This window comes from Candidatus Rokuibacteriota bacterium (assembly GCA_030647435.1).
In the GTDB taxonomy this organism is placed as follows: domain Bacteria; phylum Methylomirabilota; class Methylomirabilia; order Rokubacteriales; family CSP1-6; genus AR37.
Window position 1 is genome coordinate 1 of record JAUSJX010000156.1, and the last position, 17827, is coordinate 17827.

Genomic DNA, 17827 nt, shown 5'->3' on the forward strand with positions numbered 1-17827 from the left:
CCGCTCCCTGCCCCCGCCCCGCCGCCCCGGCGGATCCCGCGGGCCGCACGCCATCGCTCGGGCCCCCCTCCCCGTCGCGCTCAGCGCGCTGCCCCTCGCGCTGCCCACAGCCCGCTCACCCGAGGGTTGACCGGGGAGACCAGATCCTGCTTTCTATTTCCTGTGCGCGCCGCAACAGCGGGCGCGACGTCCTCCGCGCGCTCGTGGGCGAAGTTGTCGCCACAGATGATGGTGGCCTCGACGCGCGCGCCGTCCCCCAGCGCCGTCTCGAGGACGCGGCCCGGGCCCACCGCGCCGGCCCTCACCGTCACGCCGACGTGCGCCTGGTCCTCGCCGCCGATGCCACCGAAGAACTGGTTCACGTAGTGCACGACGCGAAGCGGACCGCTCATGGCGTTCCTCCTGCGGATCTCCGGCTCCTTACGAGACTCTCGCCATTCTACGGGATCAGTCTGTCCGGACACGCGCCTCCAGCCGCTGCTCCTCAGGGTGTTCTCCGCATCGGCGACCGTGATCATCAGCGCCATCGGATCGATCGGGGACGCGACAAAGCCGTGGCGCTCATAGAAGCGCTCCGCCTCCTCGGAGATCGCGTGCACGAGGATCGCGCGGATTCCGCCGAGCTGGGCCGCTTGCAGAGTCCGGAGAACCGCGTCGCGCAGTAGGCCCTCGCCCAGGCCACGGCCCTGATACGCCCGGTCCACCGCCGGGCGGCCTGACACCATCACGGGCACGGGGTCCGGCATGTTCCGCCGCACTCGACCGGTCACGCCTGCCTGCGCGACACCGCCAGTCGCAAGTGCGTAGTAATCAACAACTCGACCACCCGCGGTCACCACATAGGCGCGGGACCCGCCCAGCTCTTCGTTGACGAGAGCGCGTCGCTACAGCCAATCGTCGAGGACGGGAACGCCTGAATCGAAGGCCGCCAGCTCATGATCCGGTCTGAGGTGTTCCGGGGCGCTCGTCCTCTCCGCGCCGGGGGTCATCGCTTCCAGGGCGCTTTGGATCTCAGCAAACGGAGCAGCTTGGGACTCTCCGCGGGAGGTTTGTCGAGCGCCGCGGTAAAGCTCCGGTACGCCTTCTCATCCACAACGAAGAAGCGCCGATCGAGGAGCACCGCGTCCGCTTCGCGGCACACGGCTTCGAGCGTGAAATCCGAGCGATTCTTGCCGAGTGTCTCCGCCGCGCGGTCGATCAGCGCGCGTTGCCTTTGATTGGCGCGCAGGTTGATCGTCACGTCGCGGGGCTGACGTTCTTTCATCCTTGTGCCAGGCATGGCTCCTCCTCCTGTATCTACAATCCGGATACACCAGCGTGTAGACATTGGCAATACACGACACCCTCTTGCCCTTCGCCTTCCTCGCTCGCTCGGTGACCATGGCCTTTCGCTAGAATCACCCGCGGAAGGCTTAGACGATTCTGCCGAGGTAACCATGCCGCCATCCGAGGAGTCGATTCGCGACGCGATCGCGCGCGAGGAAGCGAAAATCGGCCGCCTGGGGGGAGAGCTCGAGGACGCCCGTGCCGGGCACCTCCGCGGAGAAGGTCGCCCGCTTCCGCGGCCGCGACGACATCTACCCCCGACTCTGGACCAACGCCAGGACGGGACGCTACGGCTATGCGCCCGCCTGTGCGAACGAGTGGGTCCGCGGCATCCGCGAGAAGCCCCGGGTGAAGTGCGGCGAGTGTCCACATCAGGCATTCCTGCCCGTCGAGAACCAGGTGATCCTCGATCACCTCCAGGGCCGTCACATCGTTGGCGTCTACCCTCTGCTGACCGACGAGACTTGTTGGTTCTTGGCGGCGGACTTCGACAAGACGTCCTGGGCAGAAGACGTGGCAGCTTTCGTGGAAACCTGTCGCCGCGCTGATCTCCCGGCTGGAAGGCTCTTCCGCACGGTCATCGCGCGCCCTCGCGGCTCACCGGCAAGCTGAACTGGAACGTGGCCCCGGCGGTCCCGTTGTTCGCAGCGCTCAGCCGGCCCCCGTGCGCGGCGACGATGGTGCGCGCGATGGCCAGGCCCATGCCAAGCCCCTCGGTCTTGGTCGTGAAGAGCGCGTGGAACAGCTGGTCCACGTTCTTCTCGTCGATCCCGATCCCCGCGTCCTGCACCGAGACCGCGACGGCGTCCGCGCCGTCCCTGGCCGTCCGAATGACGAGGGTCCGTTCACCCGCGCCGGGCTCGTGCATGGCGTCCAGGCCGTTGAGCACCAGGTTCAGCACCACCTGCTGCAGCTGGACCCGGTCGCCTCGCACGGTCGGCAAATCGGCGGCGAGCTCGAGGCTCAGCGACATGCCACGCCTGATCGCGTCGCTCCGCATCAGCCTCGCCACTTCTCTGATGAGCTCGTTGAGGTCGAGGGGTACGAATTCGGGGTCGCCCTTCTTGACCAGGGCACGCAGCCGGCCGATCACCTCGGTGGCCCGCCTGTCGTCCGTCACGATGTCGTGCAGGATCTCGCGCACCTCTTCGAGATTCGGGGCGGCGGCGGCGGCGAGCAGGCGTTGGGCCGTCTGCGCGTTGTTGAGGATCGCGGTCAGCGGCTGGTTCAGCTCGTGGGCCAGCGACGCGGTGAGCTCGCCGAGGGCCGACACCCGGCCGATGTGCGTCAGGTCCTGGCGGAGCCGCTGCGCCTCGAGCTCCCCCTGCTTACGTGACAATGCGTTGGCAAAGACTTCTCCGAGGAGGTGCAGCTGCTCGATCAGCTCGTCCGACCTCGCGCGCTCGGCGCCGACGGTGCCGAACACGAGCCCTCCCACGACGATGCCGCCCACCAGCAGAGGCACCGCGACCTGGGGCTTGACGCGGTTGCTGAGGTAGCTCCGCCGGTCCACGGCCGCCTCGTCCGGAAGCTCTTCGAGCTGCGCAAAGCGGACGACGTCGCCCCTTCGCAGTCGGGCCGTCATCCACGGGAACTCGCCCACGTCCATCCATTCCTCGATCGCCCACGAACGCGCAGTGATGCCGTCCCGGGAGAACTCGATCAAGCTGCCGCGATCGACGCCCAGGAAGTCGACGACCTGGCGAAGCCCGCGCTGGACCTCCCGATCGAAATCGGCAGCCGACAGGTGGCTGAACGCCGCGGACAGGGAGGACAGCAGCCTCTCGAAGCGCAGGCGCTCCGCGAGCGAGAGTTCCATCCGCTTCCGCTCCAGCGCGTTGGAGAAGGCCTCGCTCAGGAGGCGGAGCCGCTCCACCAGATCATCCGGCCAGGCGCGTTCGGCACGAATGGCGCCGAAGGAGAGTACGCCGAGCATGGGACCGCTGGAGCGCAGAGGGAGGCAGATCTTCGAGCGCGTGCCCGCGCGCTGAAGGTTGGCCCGATCGAGCGCCGCCGCCGCCGGAAGCTCGTCGATCCGGGAAAAACGGACGACCTGTCCGCGCCGCAGGGTCTCCGCCGTCCAGGGGAACTGGTCGTCGTCCATGAGGCGCGGCATGTCCTCGAGGCCCGGACGCGCCCAGACGATACGGACGACCGGCTCGCTTCCGACGTATTCGTCGAGTTGGCCTCGATCCACCCCCAGGAACGTGACGACCCGCTGAAGCCCGCGCTCGATCGCCGCGTCGACGTCGGCGGCCGCGAGGTGGATCAACCCTGCCGAGAGCTCTGAAAGGAGCGTCTCGAACTGCAAGCGCTCCTCCGGCACGACCTTCGCCCGTCGGCTCATCATGCCGATACTGTATGTGTACGAGACCCCGAATGTCTGTCGGATACCCGACATAGGATGGTCAGCGGGACTGGGCGGAGAGAAGGGAGCTACCTGCGGGACACGGGAGGCGGGGTAAGACGGGTGCTAGGCGCGAAAGGGGCGATCGAACTCGCCTTTAACAATGCGGTAGCACTCACAGGCTGCCGCTGCCAAACCCGCGCGATCGAGGATGGTGATCCGGCCACGCCGGTAGCTGATCAGCCCTGCCCTTTGCAAGGCGCTGGCCGCTTGACTGGCGCTGCCGCGATTTACTCCCAGCATCTGCGACAGGAATTCCTGAGTGGACTGGATCTCGCTGGATCGCGCGCGATCCTGGGACGTCAGCACCCAGCGACAGAAGCGTTGCCGTATGGTGTGAAACCGGTTGCAGGCGCCCGACTGCGACAAACCCACTATCAAGGTATGCAGGTAGTGCAACACTAACTTATTAAGGGGCCCGCATCGATCAAACTCTTTTCGCAGCACATCGGCCTTCATCCTCCAGGCCATACCGGGCGCCTGGACGATGATTTTGTAAGGGAGCCCGTGAGACCGTAAACTGGAACCTTGGGGGTGCACCCGCCCATCGCCGCCATGGCGGCTAGAATCACGCCGAGGACGAGCGGGCGATCCAAAGCGAGCGACCCGCGCAGAGCCATGCTCGGAAATCCCTCCGTGCTGGGGACGGTCGGGGGGGCAGTTGCTCGCTAGCAGCCGAACTCTAGAGTCGCGCCCGGTCCGGAGTCAAGTGGGGTTTGCCAGCTACGGGCCGGGCTACGTCGCGGGCGCGCTCCTGGTCTTCATCTGGACCTTTCCCGATTTCGCCACGCCGCTCATCCTGGGGGTCCAGGATCTCCTCGCGCCCCAGGCCTATCTCAACATCGTCCAGTTCGTGGACCGACGGATCTTCCGTATGGGCATCGTCATCTCCGCGCTGATGGTGTTCTTGGCCGTCGTGTTCCTGCCGTGCAGGATCCCCTCGCCGCCCAGGCCCTCCTCGCCCCCCTCGCCCGCGCCCTCGAGCCGCCAGGCCCCGCCCCCCACCCGCGCCCGCTGCCCGCACGTCACGGGCGGCGGCCCCTGCCGTTCCTCGCCGCGGCCCCGCCCCCTCGCCCGGCCCCGCTCCCGCCTTCGGCGCTGCCCCGCTGCACCCCTCTGCCCGCTCCCTGCCCCCGCCCCGCCGCCCCGGCGGATCCCGCGGGCCGCACGCCATCGCGCGGGCCCCCCTCCCCATCGCGCTCAGCGCGCTGCCCCTCGCGCTGCCCACAGCCGGCTCATCCTAGGGTTGGCCGGGGAGACCCGATCCTGCTTTCTATTTCCTGTGCGCTGCTTCGAGGGCAGCCACCTTGCCCAGGCGGCGCAGGTGCCGCTCGGCCTGGCTGAACTCGGCCGCGAGGAACGTCTGGACGAGGTCCCAGGCGACCTCCGGCCCCACGACCCGCCCACCCATGCAGAGGACGTTCATGTGATCGTCCTCGACGCCCTGGCGGGCCGAGAAGTGGTCCTGGATCAGCCCTGCGCGAACACCCGGAACCTTGTTGGCGCAGACGGCCGCGCCGACGCCGCTGCCGCAGATCGCCACGCCGCGCTCCACCGTCCCCGCCGCCACGGCCCGGGCGAGCGGGATGACGAAGTCGGGATAGTCGTCGCCGGAATTCAAGCCATGGGCGCCGAAATCGACGACCTCGTGCCCCGCCGCGCGGAGCCGGGCGACGATCTCCTCCTTCAGGCCGAATCCGCCGTGATCGGTGGCGATCCCCACTCGCATGTTCATGTCTTCCGGCTCAGTGAGCCCTGAACGCGAACAGGCTCACCAGCGCGCCGCACGGGACCAGAAACGCGGGTGCGGAGCAGCACCACGAAGACGGCGACGGCGACGGCGACGGCGAGCCACTCGGGCAGCGCATCGTCCTTGGGCATCGCCGTTCCTCCGATCTTTCAGGGCCCTGCCGCCGCGCGGTCGGCGAGCACCAGGGCCTGGTCCCGGCGCACCCGGCCGGCCGGAATCGACCGGTCGCCGACGCGCAGGCGCGCAAGCATACCAACCTTCTCGCTCCCGGTCACCACCCACAGGATGCGGCGGGACCGGTTCAGCATGGGATACGTCAGCGTCATCCGGCGCCGCCCCTGATACACCTCGGTCAGCGCGACGTCTTCCCCGGCGACCATGAGAACCGGGTCTCCGGGGACCAGGGAGGCGGTGTGGCCGTCGGGCCCCAGTCCCAGATGCGCGAGGTCGAGCACCGGCGGCGAGCCCGCGATCTCCTGGAGGGTCCGAGCGTACTGCGCGGCCGCGGCCTCGAGGTCGGACGATTCCACCGGCATGGCATGGATGTGCTCTGCAGGCAGCGGGGCACGCTCGAGCAGGCTCCCGCGCAGGTGAGTGAGGTTGCGGTCAGGGTCTCCGGCGGGGGCCACGCGCTCGTCCACCTGCACCACATGCACGCCCTTCCACGGCAGGTCTTCGCCGGCCAGGGCGCGCAGCATCCGCCACGGGGTGTGGCCGCCGCTGACGGCCACGATGAATCGGCCGCGCGCGGCGACGGCGGCCCGAGCGTCCGCGGCGATGATCGAGGCGGCCTCCCGCGCGACCGCATCCGCGTCCGCGAGCACCTTCATCTCCATCTCAGATGCCGGCCGGCTTCTCGATGTGTCCGCCGAACTCGTAGCGCATGGCCGAGAGCAGCCTGTCGGCGAAGTCCGCCTCGCCGCGCGAGCTGAAGCGCTCGTACAGCGCCGCCGTCAGGACGTGGGCCGGCACGGCTTCGTCGATGGCGGCCTTGATCGTCCACCGTCCCTCACCCGAGTCCGACACCCGTCCGGCAAAGTTCGCCAAGGTTGGGTCCTTGATCAGGGCGCTCGCCGTCAGATCCAGCAGCCACGAGGCGATCACGCTGCCGCGCCGCCACACCTCAGTGATCTCGGGCAGGTTGAGGTCGTACTGGTAGTGATCGGGGTCACGCAGTGGCGTCGTCTCCGCGTCGGCCGCATGGGCCTGCTTGCCGACGTTGGCGGCGCGCAGGACACCCAGGCCCTCGGCGTAGGCGGCCATGATCCCGTACTCGATCCCGTTGTGCACCATCTTGACGAAGTGGCCGGCGCCGTTCGGCCCGCAGTGGAGATACCCTTGCTCGGCCGTGCCGCCGGTCTTCTCACGCCCCGGGGTGCGCGCGATGTCGCCCGCGCCGGGAGCCAGCCTGGCGAAAATCGGATCGAGGCGCTTGACCACCTCCGCCTCGCCCCCGATCATCATGCAGTACCCGCGCTCGAGGCCCCAGACGCCGCCGCTGGTCCCCACGTCCACGTAGTGGATGCCTCTCGGCCCGAGCTCCTTCCCGCGCCGGATGTCGTCGATGTAGTAGGAATTGCCGCCGTCGATCAGGATGTCGCCGCGCTCGAGAGACGGCAGCAGCTCGGCGATGGTCTTGTCCACGACAGCCGCCGGAACCATCAGCCAGACCGCCCGCGGCTTCTGGAGGTTCTTGACGAACTCAGCGAACGAGGATGCCCCGACAGCCTTCTCCTTCACCAGCTCCTCCACCGCCTTCGGCGAGAGGTCGAAGACCACGCACTGGTGGCCTCCTTTGATGAGCCGCCGCACCATGTTCGCGCCCATCCGCCCGAGTCCGATCATTCCGAGCTGCATCACGTCCTCCTTAGAGGGTGCCCTTGAGCTTCCTGTAGCGGCGGATCAGGTTGTTCGTCGAGCTGTCATGGGCGAGCCTGGGCTCTGCCTTGCCCTCGGGCTCCGGGATGATGCGCTGGGTCAGTACCTTGCCCAGCTCGCCGCCCCACTGGTCGAAGGAATCGATGCCCCAGATCGCGCCCTGGGTGAAGAAGCTGTGCTCGTGGAGCGCGACGAGCTTGCCGAGGTAAAGATCCTGGCGAACGTCAGCCCGTCAAGCCGCTCCCCGAGCCTGCGCCCGTTGCGCTCGCCGCGCTCGGTCAGCGGCAGATCGGTCAGTCCCGTGTGCCGGCCCGAGAGGCTCCAGGCGGTTTCGCCGTGCCCGGCCAGGCAAAGTAGAGGAAGTAGTTCGCCCATGACGGTCTAAAACTATAGTCCGAACGGTCGAGCGGCAGGGTCCGCGATTCTCCTTCGCTCATCCGTAACTACCGGGTGCCGTTCCGCTTCACCGGCAGGGTCGCCAAGCTGACCATCAAGCTCGGGCCGGAGCAGTTGACGAGTGCCGACCACAAGGTCATCGCGGGGAGGGACTTGCCCGAGCGAAAGACTACTCGGGCGCTCCTTCGAGGGCCTCAGGAAGGCTCAGGGAGCAGGTTGGCGACGCGAATGTGGGCGCCCGGCAGCGCGAGCGGCGAGACCGAAGCCTTGCGCCCGAACACCTCCGCGGGCGAGTATCGCCAGCCGAATGACGCGGCCGGGTCAGGACCCGGATGGCGATACACCTCGAGGACGCGATCCACGAGATTCACGATCCAGTAGTCGTCGAGGCCGGCTCGGGCGTAGAGGCTGCCCTTGTGGTGGCGATCCAGAGCCAGGCTCGACTCGCTGACCTCGACGACGAGAACGGGCCGCGAAGGGTGCGCGGCCACGTAGTCGCGGAAGCCGCCCGGCACCACGGCCACGTCCGGCTCCGGCTCGGACTCCTCGTCGAGGGCCACCGGGCCCTGCGCGCGCACATCCCAGCCCACACCGAACGCCGTCCGCAGCGCCTCCTCCACGGCCCTGATGGCCGCGAAGTGGCCGCTGCCCTGCGGCTCCGCGACGATGAGCTGCCCGCCGACCAGCTCGACAGGATCGCCCGGCTGGAAGAAGCCCGACTCGATCAAGCGCTCGTACTCGACGCGCTTCCAGCGGCGGGTCTTGACCTCCAGGGAATCCATGCCGTGAGCTTAGCGACCGCGGACAGGTCCGTCAATGTCCCAAGATCGAGACACCTCGTCCACCTGCGGGGTGCAGTAGAGCGCGGATGAACGAGCCCAAAGGCTGGGGCGCCGGACGGCGGGACCCCGGGCCAGGGGCCCCTAGACAACTACCGTAATTCGCCCACTTGGGCTAATATGCGCCGCTGGGATAACCACCGGCGGATGCGTTTCTCGGCCCGGTCAGTGCAGATCAAAGGGGAAAGATGAAGTTTGGCCTCGGGCTGTCAGTCCAGCACTCGCCGGATGACTCGCAGGCCGGCCGCTTCCAGGAGCACCTCGAGCAGGTGCGGTTGGCGTCGGCCGTCGGCTTCGATTCCGTTTGGGCCAGCCAGCACTACCTCTCCGCCCCCTTCACCTACTTCCAGCCGATACCTGTCCTCGCGAGGGTCGCGGCCGAAGCCGGCCGAATGTCACTCGGCACCGGAGTCCTGCTCCTCCCCCTGCATCATCCCGTCGAGATCGCCGAGCAGATCGCCACGCTCGACGTCATCTGCGGCGGCCGCTTCATCTTCGGCGTCGGGCTCGGCTACCGCGACGTCGAGAACCAGGCCGTGGGGCAGGATCCGACGCAGCGGGTCGGCCGCCTCGTCGAGGGGCTCGAGATCATCGAGCGGCTCTGGACGGGCGAGCCCGTGAGTTATTCAGGGCGACACTTCAACCTCAAAGACGTCCGCCTCTCCATGCCGCCGCTCCAGCGGCCGCGCCCGCCGATCTGGATGGCGGCCAATGCCGACGGCGGCGTCAAGCGGGCCGCTCGGCTCGGCGACGCGTGGCTCATGAACCCGCACACGACCCTGCCGACGCTCCAGCGCCAGCTGGCCCTGTTCCGCGAGACCCGGAAGACGCTCGGCAAACCGCCGGCGACGGAGATCCCGCTCATCAAGGAATGCTATGTCGCCCCGGACACGGCGACGGCCGTCTCCGAGGCGCGGTCCTTCCTCGGGCCCAAGTACGAGGCCTACCGGCAGTGGGAGCAGGACAAGGCACTTCCGGCCGGCGAGACCTTCGCGTCGGACTTCGAGGCGCTCGCGCGCGACCGCTTCCTGCTGGGCGATCCCGCCCGCGTCAGAGAAGAGATCGCCCGTTATCGCGACACGCTCGGCGTCACGGCCATCATCGTCCGCGTCCAGTGGCCCGGCATGGCGCAGGCCCAGGTCCTCCGAACCATCAGGCTCCTGGGCGAACAGGTTTTCCCTCACCTCCGCTGAGCGCGACCCGTCGCCGCACACTGTCACGAGGTCTATACTGGCATCCTTGCCCGAGCCGGCAAGGGGAGGTGACCATGCTCCGCGTACTGTTCGCGTTCCTCGTCGTCCTTGCCTGCGCGCCGTCCCATGCGCGGGCACAAGTCGCCGTGCAGGCCTATGCCCTGCCCTCGGGTGGTGGGTTCCCGCACGACGTCGCCGTCGGCAGTGACGGCATCGTGTGGTACACGGCCCAGCGCGACGGCAAGCTCGGCCGCCTCGACCCCGTGACGGGCAAGGTCGAGCTGGTCTCGCTCGGCGCGGGCGCGGCCCCCCACGGCGTCATCGTCGGGCCCGACGGCGCCCCGTGGGTGACCGAGGGCGGCCACAACGCCATCGTGCGCGTGGATCCCAAGACCCGCGAGGTCAAGAGCTGGTCGCTCCCCGCGGCGCGCGGCTACGTCAACCTCAACACGGCCGCCTTCGACAACCGCGGCCGCATCTGGTTCACCGGCCAGAACGGGATCTACGGCCGGCTCGATCCCAAGACCGGCGCCATGCAGGTCTGGGACGCGCCGCAGGGCCGCGGGCCCTACGGCATCGCGGCGACGCCCGATGGCGTGGTGTACTACGCCTCGCTCGCGGGCAGCCACATCGCGCGCCTCGATCCCGAGACGGGGGCCGCCACTGTCCTCGAGCCGCCGACGAAGAACCAGGGCGCGCGGCGCGTGTGGTCCGACTCGAAGGGGCTCATCTGGGTCAGCGAGTGGAACAGCGGCAACGTGAGCCGGTACGACCCGCGCACCGGCGCCTGGAAGACCTGGAGGCTTCCCGGCGACAAGCCTCGCGCCTACGCCGTCTACGTGGACGACCGGGACATGGTGTGGCTGAGCGACTGGGGCGCCAACGCCATGGTCCGCTTCGATCCCGCAACGGAGAAGTTCGAGGTCTTCCCGAGCGACAAGAGCGGCGCCAACGTGCGCCAGATCCTCGGCCGCCCGGGTGAAGTGTGGGCGCCGGAGTCGGGAAACAACCGGCTGGTGGTCTACCGCCTGAAGTAGCGCGGGCCGCCCCGGCGCGATCGGTTATTTGGCGCCGGCGGCGAGGGCTTTGCGCTTCCAGAGCTCCCACGGCCGGGGAATCGTTCCGGCGAGGGAAGCCTGCGCCTTTTTGGCCTCCTCGGGGTCGAGGTAAGTGACGGGGCCGCCCAGCGCCATCGCCAGCGCCTGGAGCCGCGCGTTGACCTCCGTGTAGACGCTTCGGAAAACCGCCTCGGGCAGGTTGCCGGCGACGACGACTGCGCCGTGACCGCGCATGAGGGCGACGGGCCCCGCGCCGAGCGTGCGCGCGAGGGCCTGCCCCAGCGCGGGGTTCCGGATCAGCATGTCGGTCCCGGGGCCGCCCGCGCTCCGGATCTCGAAGACCGGCACGCCGGGCCACAGGAACGCACTCATGTGATAGAGCGGGCGCAACTGGGCGCCCGTCACGCCGAAGGGAATGACCGACGGCGAGTGGTTGTGGACGATGGCGCGCACGTCGGGGCGCACGCGGTAGATCTCGCCGTGGATGAAGCGCTCGAGGTACGTCGCCCGGCCGCGCGGGTCCACGGGCACGCTGTCGAGATCGTACTCCATGATGTCCGTCGCGGTGACGAGCTCGGGCGCGATCGAGCGCGACATCAGGTAGCGGTCGGCCGCCCTGTCGTGCCGCACGCTCACGTGGCCGTAGCCGTCCACCACGCCCTGGTCCACCAGGATGCGGTTGGCCGCCACGAGGTCTTCGATCAGCTTCGGGTCGGCCGGACCGGCCGTGGCCGGCGCGGCCTGCGCACCTGCCAGTCGCCCGCGCGCGAGAACGCCAAGAGCGAGGCCGCTTCCGATCAGGACATGACGTCGAGTGAGAAGATCCACGGCCTGCCTCCTTGTCTGGTGGCTCCGGTGCCAGTGCGCTTGCCGCGCGAATGGTCCTAGTCTATCCTGCCGCTGCCGACGGGGACACCGTCACGCAGTGAGGCGACCCCAAGCCTCCGGGAGGGATATTGCCATGGCAGCCGTCAACGCGGAACCCTATGAGTTCGAGTTCGATCCCAAGACGACCGCGCTCGTCATGATCGACTTCCAGCGCGACTTCGTGGACCCGGGCGGCTTCGGCGAGGCGCTGGGCAACGACGTGTCCCTCCTCCGGCGCGCGGTGCCGCCGGCCGAGCGCGTCCTCAAGGCCGCCCGCGCCCGCGGGCTCATGGTCATCCACACGCGCGAAGGCCACCGGCCCGACCTGAGCGACTGCCCGCCCGCCAAGAAAGCGCGCGGCCGTCTCACGGCCGGCATCGGCGATCCCGGGCCGATGGGGCGCATCCTCGTGCGCGGCGAGGAAGGCCACGACATCGTCAAGGAGCTCTATCCCGAGCCGGGCGAGCCGGTCGTGGACAAACCCGGCAAGGGCGCCTTCTTCGCGACCGACCTCGACGGCATCCTGAGGAACCGCGGCATCAGGCAGCTCGTGGTCTGCGGGGTGACCACGGAGGTCTGTGTCAAACCGGAGGAGATGTTCGCCCGCAACCCGCTGGACCTGGAGTAGCGCGTCACCCGTCGGATACGCCTTGCGGACTCCGACCCACTCGGCTATGTTCGGGGCGCACGAACACAAGGGAGCGTTGCCAGCATGGCTATCGCCATTCGGTCGAACAATCAGATCTCCTATCCCATCCTGTCCGCAGGTGCCTTCACGGCGCCGCTCGCCGTCCGTGAAACCGGTCCGGCCGGCGCCCCGAAGCCGCGACTTCTCGACCAGGTCCGCGAGGCCATCCGCGCCAGACACTACAGCCGTCGCACCGAGAAGGCGTACGTCCATTGGATCAAGCGGTACATCTTCTTCCACGGCAAGCGCCACCCGGCTGAGATGGGCGCCCCCGAGGTCACCGCGTTCCTGACCTCTCTCGCCGTTCACGACAACGTCGCGGTCTCCACCCAGAACCAGGCCTTGAGCGCCTTGCTCTTCCTCTATCGCGAGGTGCTCGGCGTCGAGCTCCCATGGCTCGACGACGTCGTCCGGGCCAAGCGGCCCCAGCATCTGCCCGTCGTCCTGACGCGTGACGAGGTGCGCGCCGTCCTCCAGCGGCTCGACGGCGTGTCACGCCTCATGGCCCTCCTACTGTACGGTGCGGGACTTCGCTTGCTGGAATGCTGTCACCTGCGCGTGAAGGACATCGACTTCGCGACGAACCAGATCGTCATCCGCGACGGCAAGGGGCGCAAGGATCGAGTGACGATGCTGCCGGCGGCGGTCAAGGCCGCGCTGATCGCCCACCTCGAGCGCGCGCGCGAGCAACACCAAGCCGACCTCCGCCACGGCGCCGGCTGGGTCGAGCTGCCCAACGCCCTGACGCGCAAGTACCCGAACGCCGGCCGGGAGTGGGGGTGGCAATGGGTTTTCCCAGCCACGCGCTTCTACGTGGAGCGTCTCACCGCCCAGCGCCGCCGTCACCACCCCCATGAATCCGTTCTCCAGCGGGCCGTGAAGGATGCCGCCCGCGGCGCCGGGATTGCCAAGCAGGCCACATGCCACACCTTCCGTCATTCGTTTGCCACCCACCTGCTGGAAGAGAGCCACGACATCCGCACAGTGCAGGAACTGCTCGGCCACTCAGACGTCAGCACCACGATGATCTACACCCACGTTCTCAACCGAGGACCGGCCGGGGTCCGCAGCCCCGCCGACCGGATGTTCCTGTCATGACCTCAGCGGCCGGGAAACACATCGGGCTGGCCGCGGAGGCCCAGGTGATATCTAGCAGCGCCTCGCGGTGTATCACGGCACGGGAACGAAGGCGTGCCCTGCAAGTTCGCGGAAACGCGGGTGCCGACGGAGCTCGGCCGGGCTCGTTCGTCGTGCTATACAGAACTACGCAGTCAGATATCGCAGTTCAAGATACTGAGCGTTAGGTTGTGAAACTTCGTATGCCGGAAGTCTTTCGAGTCGCAGAACTCGGCAAGGGCTATCTGGGGGTCATGGCGAGGCCTGGCGTCGATGCGCCGCTCCACGAAGTGTTTGGGGCGTTAGCCCAGCTGGATGTTCGCGTTGTTGTCTCACTCTTGGAGGAATCCGAAGTCCGTGAGCTTGGCCTCGCTGATGAAAAAGCGGCCTGCGAAACGGCAGGCCTTGAGTTCCTCAGCTTTCCGATCAAAGATCGCGGGCTCCCATGCGATGCGCAGGCCGTGTCAGAGTTCAGTAAATGGGCGCACACGCGGATCACCCAGGGCTCCGGATTGGTCTTCCACTGCCGTGCCGGCATCGGACGATCTGGGATGATGGCGGCGAGTGTCTTGTTACACGCAGGTTTCACCGTACGTGAGGCCTTTGCGCGAATCTCCGCGGCACGGGGCATGATTGTGCCAGACGCGCCAGGGCAACTGGAGTGGGTCGAGAGCCATTGCGAAACTATCATGGGCTCAACCTAACTTCGCGCTCCAACGGACCGGGGGCTCGCGTTGCTCGGCCTCCGGCCGCTGAGCGCTGGCGTTCGGCGGACATGACCACGGTTGGAGCAGCGCTCAACCAACGACGTTGGAGAGCATCCGCATGATCTCATACGATGCCGGCGCGGCCTCCTACGATTTGCTGTCAGGACGATGGTCCCGGCTGTACATCCCAACTTTGCTCGCTCAGGCCGGCATCGCTGTTGGTCACCGGGTTCTTGACGTAGCGACGGGCACCGGGGAAGCCGCAATTCTCGCCGCATCTCGCGTCGGTGCAGGCGGAACGGTCGTTGGGATTGACGTGTCGCGGCCGATGCTCAGCGTGGCCGCGGCGAAAATGGCCGAGCGGCCGATAGCGTTCCTGCAGATGGATGCGCAGGCGCTAGCTTTCAAAGACGAGAGTTTCGACGCGGTGGTGTGCCAGCTCGGCCTCATGTTTCTGCCCGACGCTGTCAGAGCGCTCCAAGAGTGGACGCGCGTTCTTCGCTCGCACGGCCATCTCGCGGTCTGCGTCTGGGCCACTCCCGACCGCGTACCTCTTTTCGGAATCCTAATGGACGAACTCAGTCGCCAGCTCCCTGACCAGCGTGACGTGCTTTATCAACCCTCCGCATTGGCCGATGTGGAAATCCTCGAGCGATTACTCTCGGGAGCGGGCCTGAAAGCCGTTCGTGTGACGCGGGAAACTCGCGTCCATCGGTTCACGTCGTTTGACGAATACTGGCAGCCGTTTGACGCGGGAGGCGGACGCCACGGGCAACTGTACATGAGACTCCCGGTTCCGGTTCGGCGGACAGTCCGAGATACTGTGCGCAAGCGCATGGAACCGTTCTTCGTGGACGGATGTCTAGAGATGGAAGCGGATGCCTTCTTCGGTGCCGGCGAGCGATAGCTGGCAACCGCGCCGTCGGCAGGGCGCCGAACTTCACATTCGAGCGGACCGCTGGCTCGCCTTCGCTCGCCGCGGCCGCTCAACGTGGCGTTAGACCGACCAGACCGAGGCGAGTATGCCCCATCCGAGATTCCCAGTCGCTGTCCACGTCTTCCTCCTTCGAGAAGAGGAGGTTCTTCTGCTGCGCCGCTGTGATACCGGCTTCGAGGACGGCAAGCTGAGCGTTGTAGCTGGTCATATCGAACCTGGCGAGCCTGTCACTCAAGCGGCGCTTCGGGAGACCCGCGAGGAAGTAGGCCTGACGCTGTCTCCCGAACGGCTCCGCGTAGTGGGCGTGATGCATCGCAAGTCCCGGGAGGAACGTGTCGACTTCTTTCTGGCATATCGGCTCGAAGGTGAGGGCGAAGAACCGTGCAACCGCGAGCCCGGGAAATGCTCGGAGCTCGTGTGGGCCAAGCTGGCGAGCCTTCCGGAGGACACGATTCCCTACGTGCGCACAGGCATTGAAAACTTCAGGAACGGGGTATGGTTCCAAGAGTTCGGTTGGGAAGTCGATCCGGTCTAACCCGGCAGTCCAGCGGACCGGGGGCTCGCGTTGCTCGCCCTCCGGCCGCTGACCGCCAGCGTTGGGCGGCTTACACTCCGACGCATATGAATAGGCATGCTGATGACACTTGAAGTTCTAGGTATTGACCACATTTATATTGCCGTCTCGGACTTGGCGCGGTCTACCGCTTTCTACGATGGCGTGATGAAGCTGTTAGGGTTTCGCAAGGGCACGGACCCTGTTGGCGGACAACCCCATGTCCATTACTTCAATCGTGCTCTACAATACACTTTGCGGCCAGCAAAATCGGATGCGGCAGCACACGACCCGCTTGTGCCAGGTTTACATCATTTGTGCTTTCAGGTCGCAGATATGAAGGCTATAGATAAGGCTGCTCAAGGTCTCCGAAAGCTAGGCATAGAAGTCAGTGAGCCTCGCTTCTATCCAGAATATGGAGCCGATTACTATGCGGTCTATCTCAAAGACCCTGATGAAATTGAGCTAGAGATAGTAAGCCGAACGCGAATGCGCAATATCATTTGTGATAACTGGGAGAAGCTGGAACATTTCGAGAACCCGCTGAGCAAAGTAGGTCTCATTTAGCAAGTGCGCCGCCCAACAACAGGTTCCAGCCGACGTTGCTCCGCTGCGCTCCGCAACGCGGCTGAACCTGACCATTGCCACCGCCCCGCTCAATAGTAGGTGGGAGTAACACAGAGATCGCCGCCCGAGGTGTTCGCGCGAAAGGAAACAAGATGGTCCAGGCAAGGTTCGTATTCACTATCGCCATCACGCTCGGCGTTCTTTTCGCACCGCCGGGTGCCAACGCGCAGCCGGCAAAGAGTCTGCCGAAGATCGGCGTTCTGCGCACCCCGCCACCGACGGATGTGCAGCATAAAGCCTTTCTGCAGGGGCTGAGCGAACTCGGCTACACCGAGGGGAAAAACATCCTCATCGAGTACCGTTCGGGTGACCCTCGCCGGTTTCCGGAATTCGCCAGCGAGCTAGTTCGGCTCAACGTCGACATCATCTTCGCTCCGAATCCGCAGGGCGTGCAGGCGGCCAGGCAAGTGACTACGACCATTCCGATCGTCTTCGCCGTCGGCGGTGACCCGGTAAGGTCGGGCGTCGCGGCGAGCTTGGCGCGCCCAGGCGGGAACATCACCGGCCTCACCGCGTTGGGGTCGGATCTCGCCGGGAAGCGACTCCAGCTTCTCACGGAAGTCGTTCCTCGCCTCACTCGGGTTGCAGTTCTCTGGAATCCGTCTGTTCCCGACAAGGTGGTGGAATGGCAGCAGATGGACGCGCCCGCGCGGAAGATGGGTCTGCAACTTCACTCCGTGGAGGTGCGCGGCCCCGAGGATTTCGCGAAAGCGTTCGCGGTGATCAAGAGCGGACGGCCCCAGGCCATGATCACGCTCGGGGAACCGCTCACGTTCAGTCAGCGCACGCTCATTCTCGACTTCGTCTCGAAACATCAGATACCGGCGATCTTCAACTGGCGGGAATTCGTGGAGGCGGGCGCCCTCATCGCGTACGGGCCGAGTATCTCAGATCTGTATCGTCGTGCCGCCACCTACGTGCACAGGATCCTGCAGGGTGCGAAGCCAGGCGATCTCCCGATCCAGGAACCGACGCAGTTCGAGCTGGTAGTCAATGTCCGGACGGCAAAGGCGCTCGGGCTCACCATTCCACCCTCGCTCCTGCTCCGTGCAGATTACGTCATCGAGTGATGGCAGACATGAACGGATTTGGGAAGGTGGGTAACCCTGCGGTTCAGCGGACCGGGCGCTCGCGTTGCTCACCCTCCGGCCGCTGACCGCGCCGTTAATATGACTTCCACTGTCAAGAGTCACGATGACCCTCGGATCGCGGGTGCCGTTCGTCTTGGTGCCTTCATGGAAGGTGCTCGAGCCATCGGAAGAGGCGGAGCCTGTAACAGCGACGGTTGGTCATGCTGATATCCGTGGGTTGGGTACCACCGTAGAGGTGTCCGTCGCGGCGCCTGCTTCGCTCTAGGGGCAAGGGTCGTGGCCTCATAACGCGATCGAAGATTGCGCCGATACCGGGGCCGCGCCTCCGCCGATGGCTCGAGATCTGGATGTCGCGTGGACCGGCACGGGAGTCCCTTTTCCTCGCCCGGCGCGC

The 17827-nt window shown here is 66.8% G+C and carries 20 protein-coding genes and 4 pseudogenes; 10 read left to right on the forward strand and 14 right to left on the reverse strand.

Annotated elements, in window-relative coordinates:
• Positions 1-80: 80 nt before the first annotated feature.
• The 3 genes and pseudogenes from Q7W02_27200 to Q7W02_27210 all read right to left on the reverse strand — a co-directional run bounded on the left by Q7W02_27200 (position 81) and on the right by Q7W02_27210 (position 1279).
• On the reverse strand, positions 81-392 hold the full coding sequence (locus Q7W02_27200) for a glycine/sarcosine/betaine reductase selenoprotein B family protein (protein MDO8479818.1): 312 nt from the start codon (positions 390-392) through the stop codon (positions 81-83).
• A 93-nt stretch (positions 393-485) separates the two neighbouring features.
• A pseudogene (locus tag Q7W02_27205) lies at positions 486-989 on the reverse strand (GNAT family N-acetyltransferase).
• A complete protein-coding gene (locus Q7W02_27210) occupies positions 986-1279 on the reverse strand; it encodes a DUF1778 domain-containing protein (protein MDO8479819.1) in 294 nt (97 codons plus the stop codon). Before Q7W02_27210 ends, Q7W02_27205 begins: the two are co-directional and overlap by 4 nt.
• A gap of 245 nt (positions 1280-1524) precedes the next feature.
• Between Q7W02_27210 and Q7W02_27215 the strand changes: the two genes are divergently transcribed.
• Positions 1525-1938, forward strand: a complete 414-nt coding sequence (locus Q7W02_27215) for a hypothetical protein (protein ID MDO8479820.1) — start codon at positions 1525-1527, stop codon at positions 1936-1938.
• Here Q7W02_27215 and Q7W02_27220 read toward each other — a convergent pair.
• The 10 genes and pseudogenes from Q7W02_27220 to Q7W02_27265 form a co-directional block, all read right to left on the reverse strand.
• Complete coding sequence (locus Q7W02_27220) at positions 1904-3673, reverse strand: ATP-binding protein (protein MDO8479821.1); 1770 nt, start codon at positions 3671-3673, stop codon at positions 1904-1906. The genes Q7W02_27215 and Q7W02_27220 overlap by 35 nt on opposite strands.
• A 126-nt stretch (positions 3674-3799) precedes the next feature.
• Positions 3800-4192, reverse strand: a complete 393-nt coding sequence (locus Q7W02_27225) for a helix-turn-helix domain-containing protein (protein ID MDO8479822.1) — start codon at positions 4190-4192, stop codon at positions 3800-3802.
• Between the two features lie 372 nt (positions 4193-4564).
• The gene (locus Q7W02_27230; protein MDO8479823.1) at positions 4565-4762 is read right to left on the reverse strand and encodes a hypothetical protein; all 198 of its coding nucleotides are present in this window, start codon (positions 4760-4762) and stop codon (positions 4565-4567) included.
• Between the two features lie 244 nt (positions 4763-5006).
• Positions 5007-5462: an RpiB/LacA/LacB family sugar-phosphate isomerase gene (locus Q7W02_27235; GenBank protein MDO8479824.1), complete on the reverse strand. Its 456-nt coding sequence runs from the start codon at positions 5460-5462 to the stop codon at positions 5007-5009.
• Between the two features lie 2 nt (positions 5463-5464).
• The gene (locus tag Q7W02_27240) at positions 5465-5614 is read right to left on the reverse strand and encodes a hypothetical protein (GenBank protein MDO8479825.1); all 150 of its coding nucleotides are present in this window, start codon (positions 5612-5614) and stop codon (positions 5465-5467) included.
• Positions 5615-5632: 18 nt separating this feature from the next.
• Positions 5633-6313: a 6-phosphogluconolactonase gene (gene pgl / locus Q7W02_27245; protein ID MDO8479826.1), complete on the reverse strand. Its 681-nt coding sequence runs from the start codon at positions 6311-6313 to the stop codon at positions 5633-5635.
• Positions 6314-6320: 7 nt separating this feature from the next.
• Complete coding sequence (gene gnd / locus Q7W02_27250) at positions 6321-7340, reverse strand: decarboxylating 6-phosphogluconate dehydrogenase (GenBank protein ID MDO8479827.1); 1020 nt, start codon at positions 7338-7340, stop codon at positions 6321-6323.
• 10 nt (positions 7341-7350) lie between these two features.
• Positions 7351-7566, reverse strand: a pseudogene (gene pgi / locus Q7W02_27255) (glucose-6-phosphate isomerase).
• Positions 7563-7736, reverse strand: a pseudogene (locus Q7W02_27260) (histidine phosphatase family protein). The pseudogenes pgi and Q7W02_27260 overlap by 4 nt, the downstream one beginning before the upstream one ends.
• Before the next feature lie 215 nt (positions 7737-7951).
• Complete coding sequence (locus Q7W02_27265; protein ID MDO8479828.1) at positions 7952-8539, reverse strand: Uma2 family endonuclease; 588 nt, start codon at positions 8537-8539, stop codon at positions 7952-7954.
• Positions 8540-8784: 245 nt separating this feature from the next.
• Between Q7W02_27265 and Q7W02_27270 the strand changes: the two genes are divergently transcribed.
• A complete protein-coding gene (locus Q7W02_27270) occupies positions 8785-9789 on the forward strand; it encodes an LLM class flavin-dependent oxidoreductase (GenBank protein MDO8479829.1) in 1005 nt (334 codons plus the stop codon).
• Positions 9790-9863: 74 nt separating this feature from the next.
• The gene (locus Q7W02_27275) at positions 9864-10826 is read left to right on the forward strand and encodes a lyase (GenBank protein MDO8479830.1); all 963 of its coding nucleotides are present in this window, start codon (positions 9864-9866) and stop codon (positions 10824-10826) included.
• Positions 10827-10850: 24 nt separating this feature from the next.
• Here Q7W02_27275 and Q7W02_27280 read toward each other — a convergent pair whose 3' ends face one another.
• A complete protein-coding gene (locus Q7W02_27280; protein ID MDO8479831.1) occupies positions 10851-11675 on the reverse strand; it encodes a class II aldolase/adducin family protein in 825 nt (274 codons plus the stop codon).
• Positions 11676-11808: 133 nt separating this feature from the next.
• Here Q7W02_27280 and Q7W02_27285 point away from each other — a divergent pair.
• The 7 genes and pseudogenes from Q7W02_27285 (at position 11809) to Q7W02_27315 (ending at position 17412) form a co-directional block, all read left to right on the forward strand.
• A pseudogene (locus Q7W02_27285) lies at positions 11809-12294 on the forward strand (isochorismatase family cysteine hydrolase).
• Positions 12295-12426: 132 nt separating this feature from the next.
• Complete coding sequence (locus Q7W02_27290; GenBank protein ID MDO8479832.1) at positions 12427-13500, forward strand: integron integrase; 1074 nt, start codon at positions 12427-12429, stop codon at positions 13498-13500.
• Between the two features lie 221 nt (positions 13501-13721).
• Complete coding sequence (locus Q7W02_27295; protein ID MDO8479833.1) at positions 13722-14222, forward strand: protein tyrosine phosphatase; 501 nt, start codon at positions 13722-13724, stop codon at positions 14220-14222.
• Positions 14223-14343: 121 nt separating this feature from the next.
• Positions 14344-15132, forward strand: coding sequence for a methyltransferase domain-containing protein (locus Q7W02_27300; protein ID MDO8479834.1), 789 nt, complete (start codon positions 14344-14346; stop codon positions 15130-15132).
• A gap of 115 nt (positions 15133-15247) precedes the next feature.
• Complete coding sequence (locus Q7W02_27305) at positions 15248-15697, forward strand: NUDIX domain-containing protein (GenBank protein ID MDO8479835.1); 450 nt, start codon at positions 15248-15250, stop codon at positions 15695-15697.
• Between the two features lie 102 nt (positions 15698-15799).
• Positions 15800-16282 carry a VOC family protein gene (locus Q7W02_27310; protein MDO8479836.1) on the forward strand — a complete coding sequence of 161 codons (483 nt, stop codon included), beginning with the start codon at positions 15800-15802 and terminating at the stop codon, positions 16280-16282.
• Positions 16283-16434: 152 nt separating this feature from the next.
• Complete coding sequence (locus Q7W02_27315; protein ID MDO8479837.1) at positions 16435-17412, forward strand: ABC transporter substrate-binding protein; 978 nt, start codon at positions 16435-16437, stop codon at positions 17410-17412.
• The last annotated feature ends 415 nt before the right edge of the window (positions 17413-17827 follow it).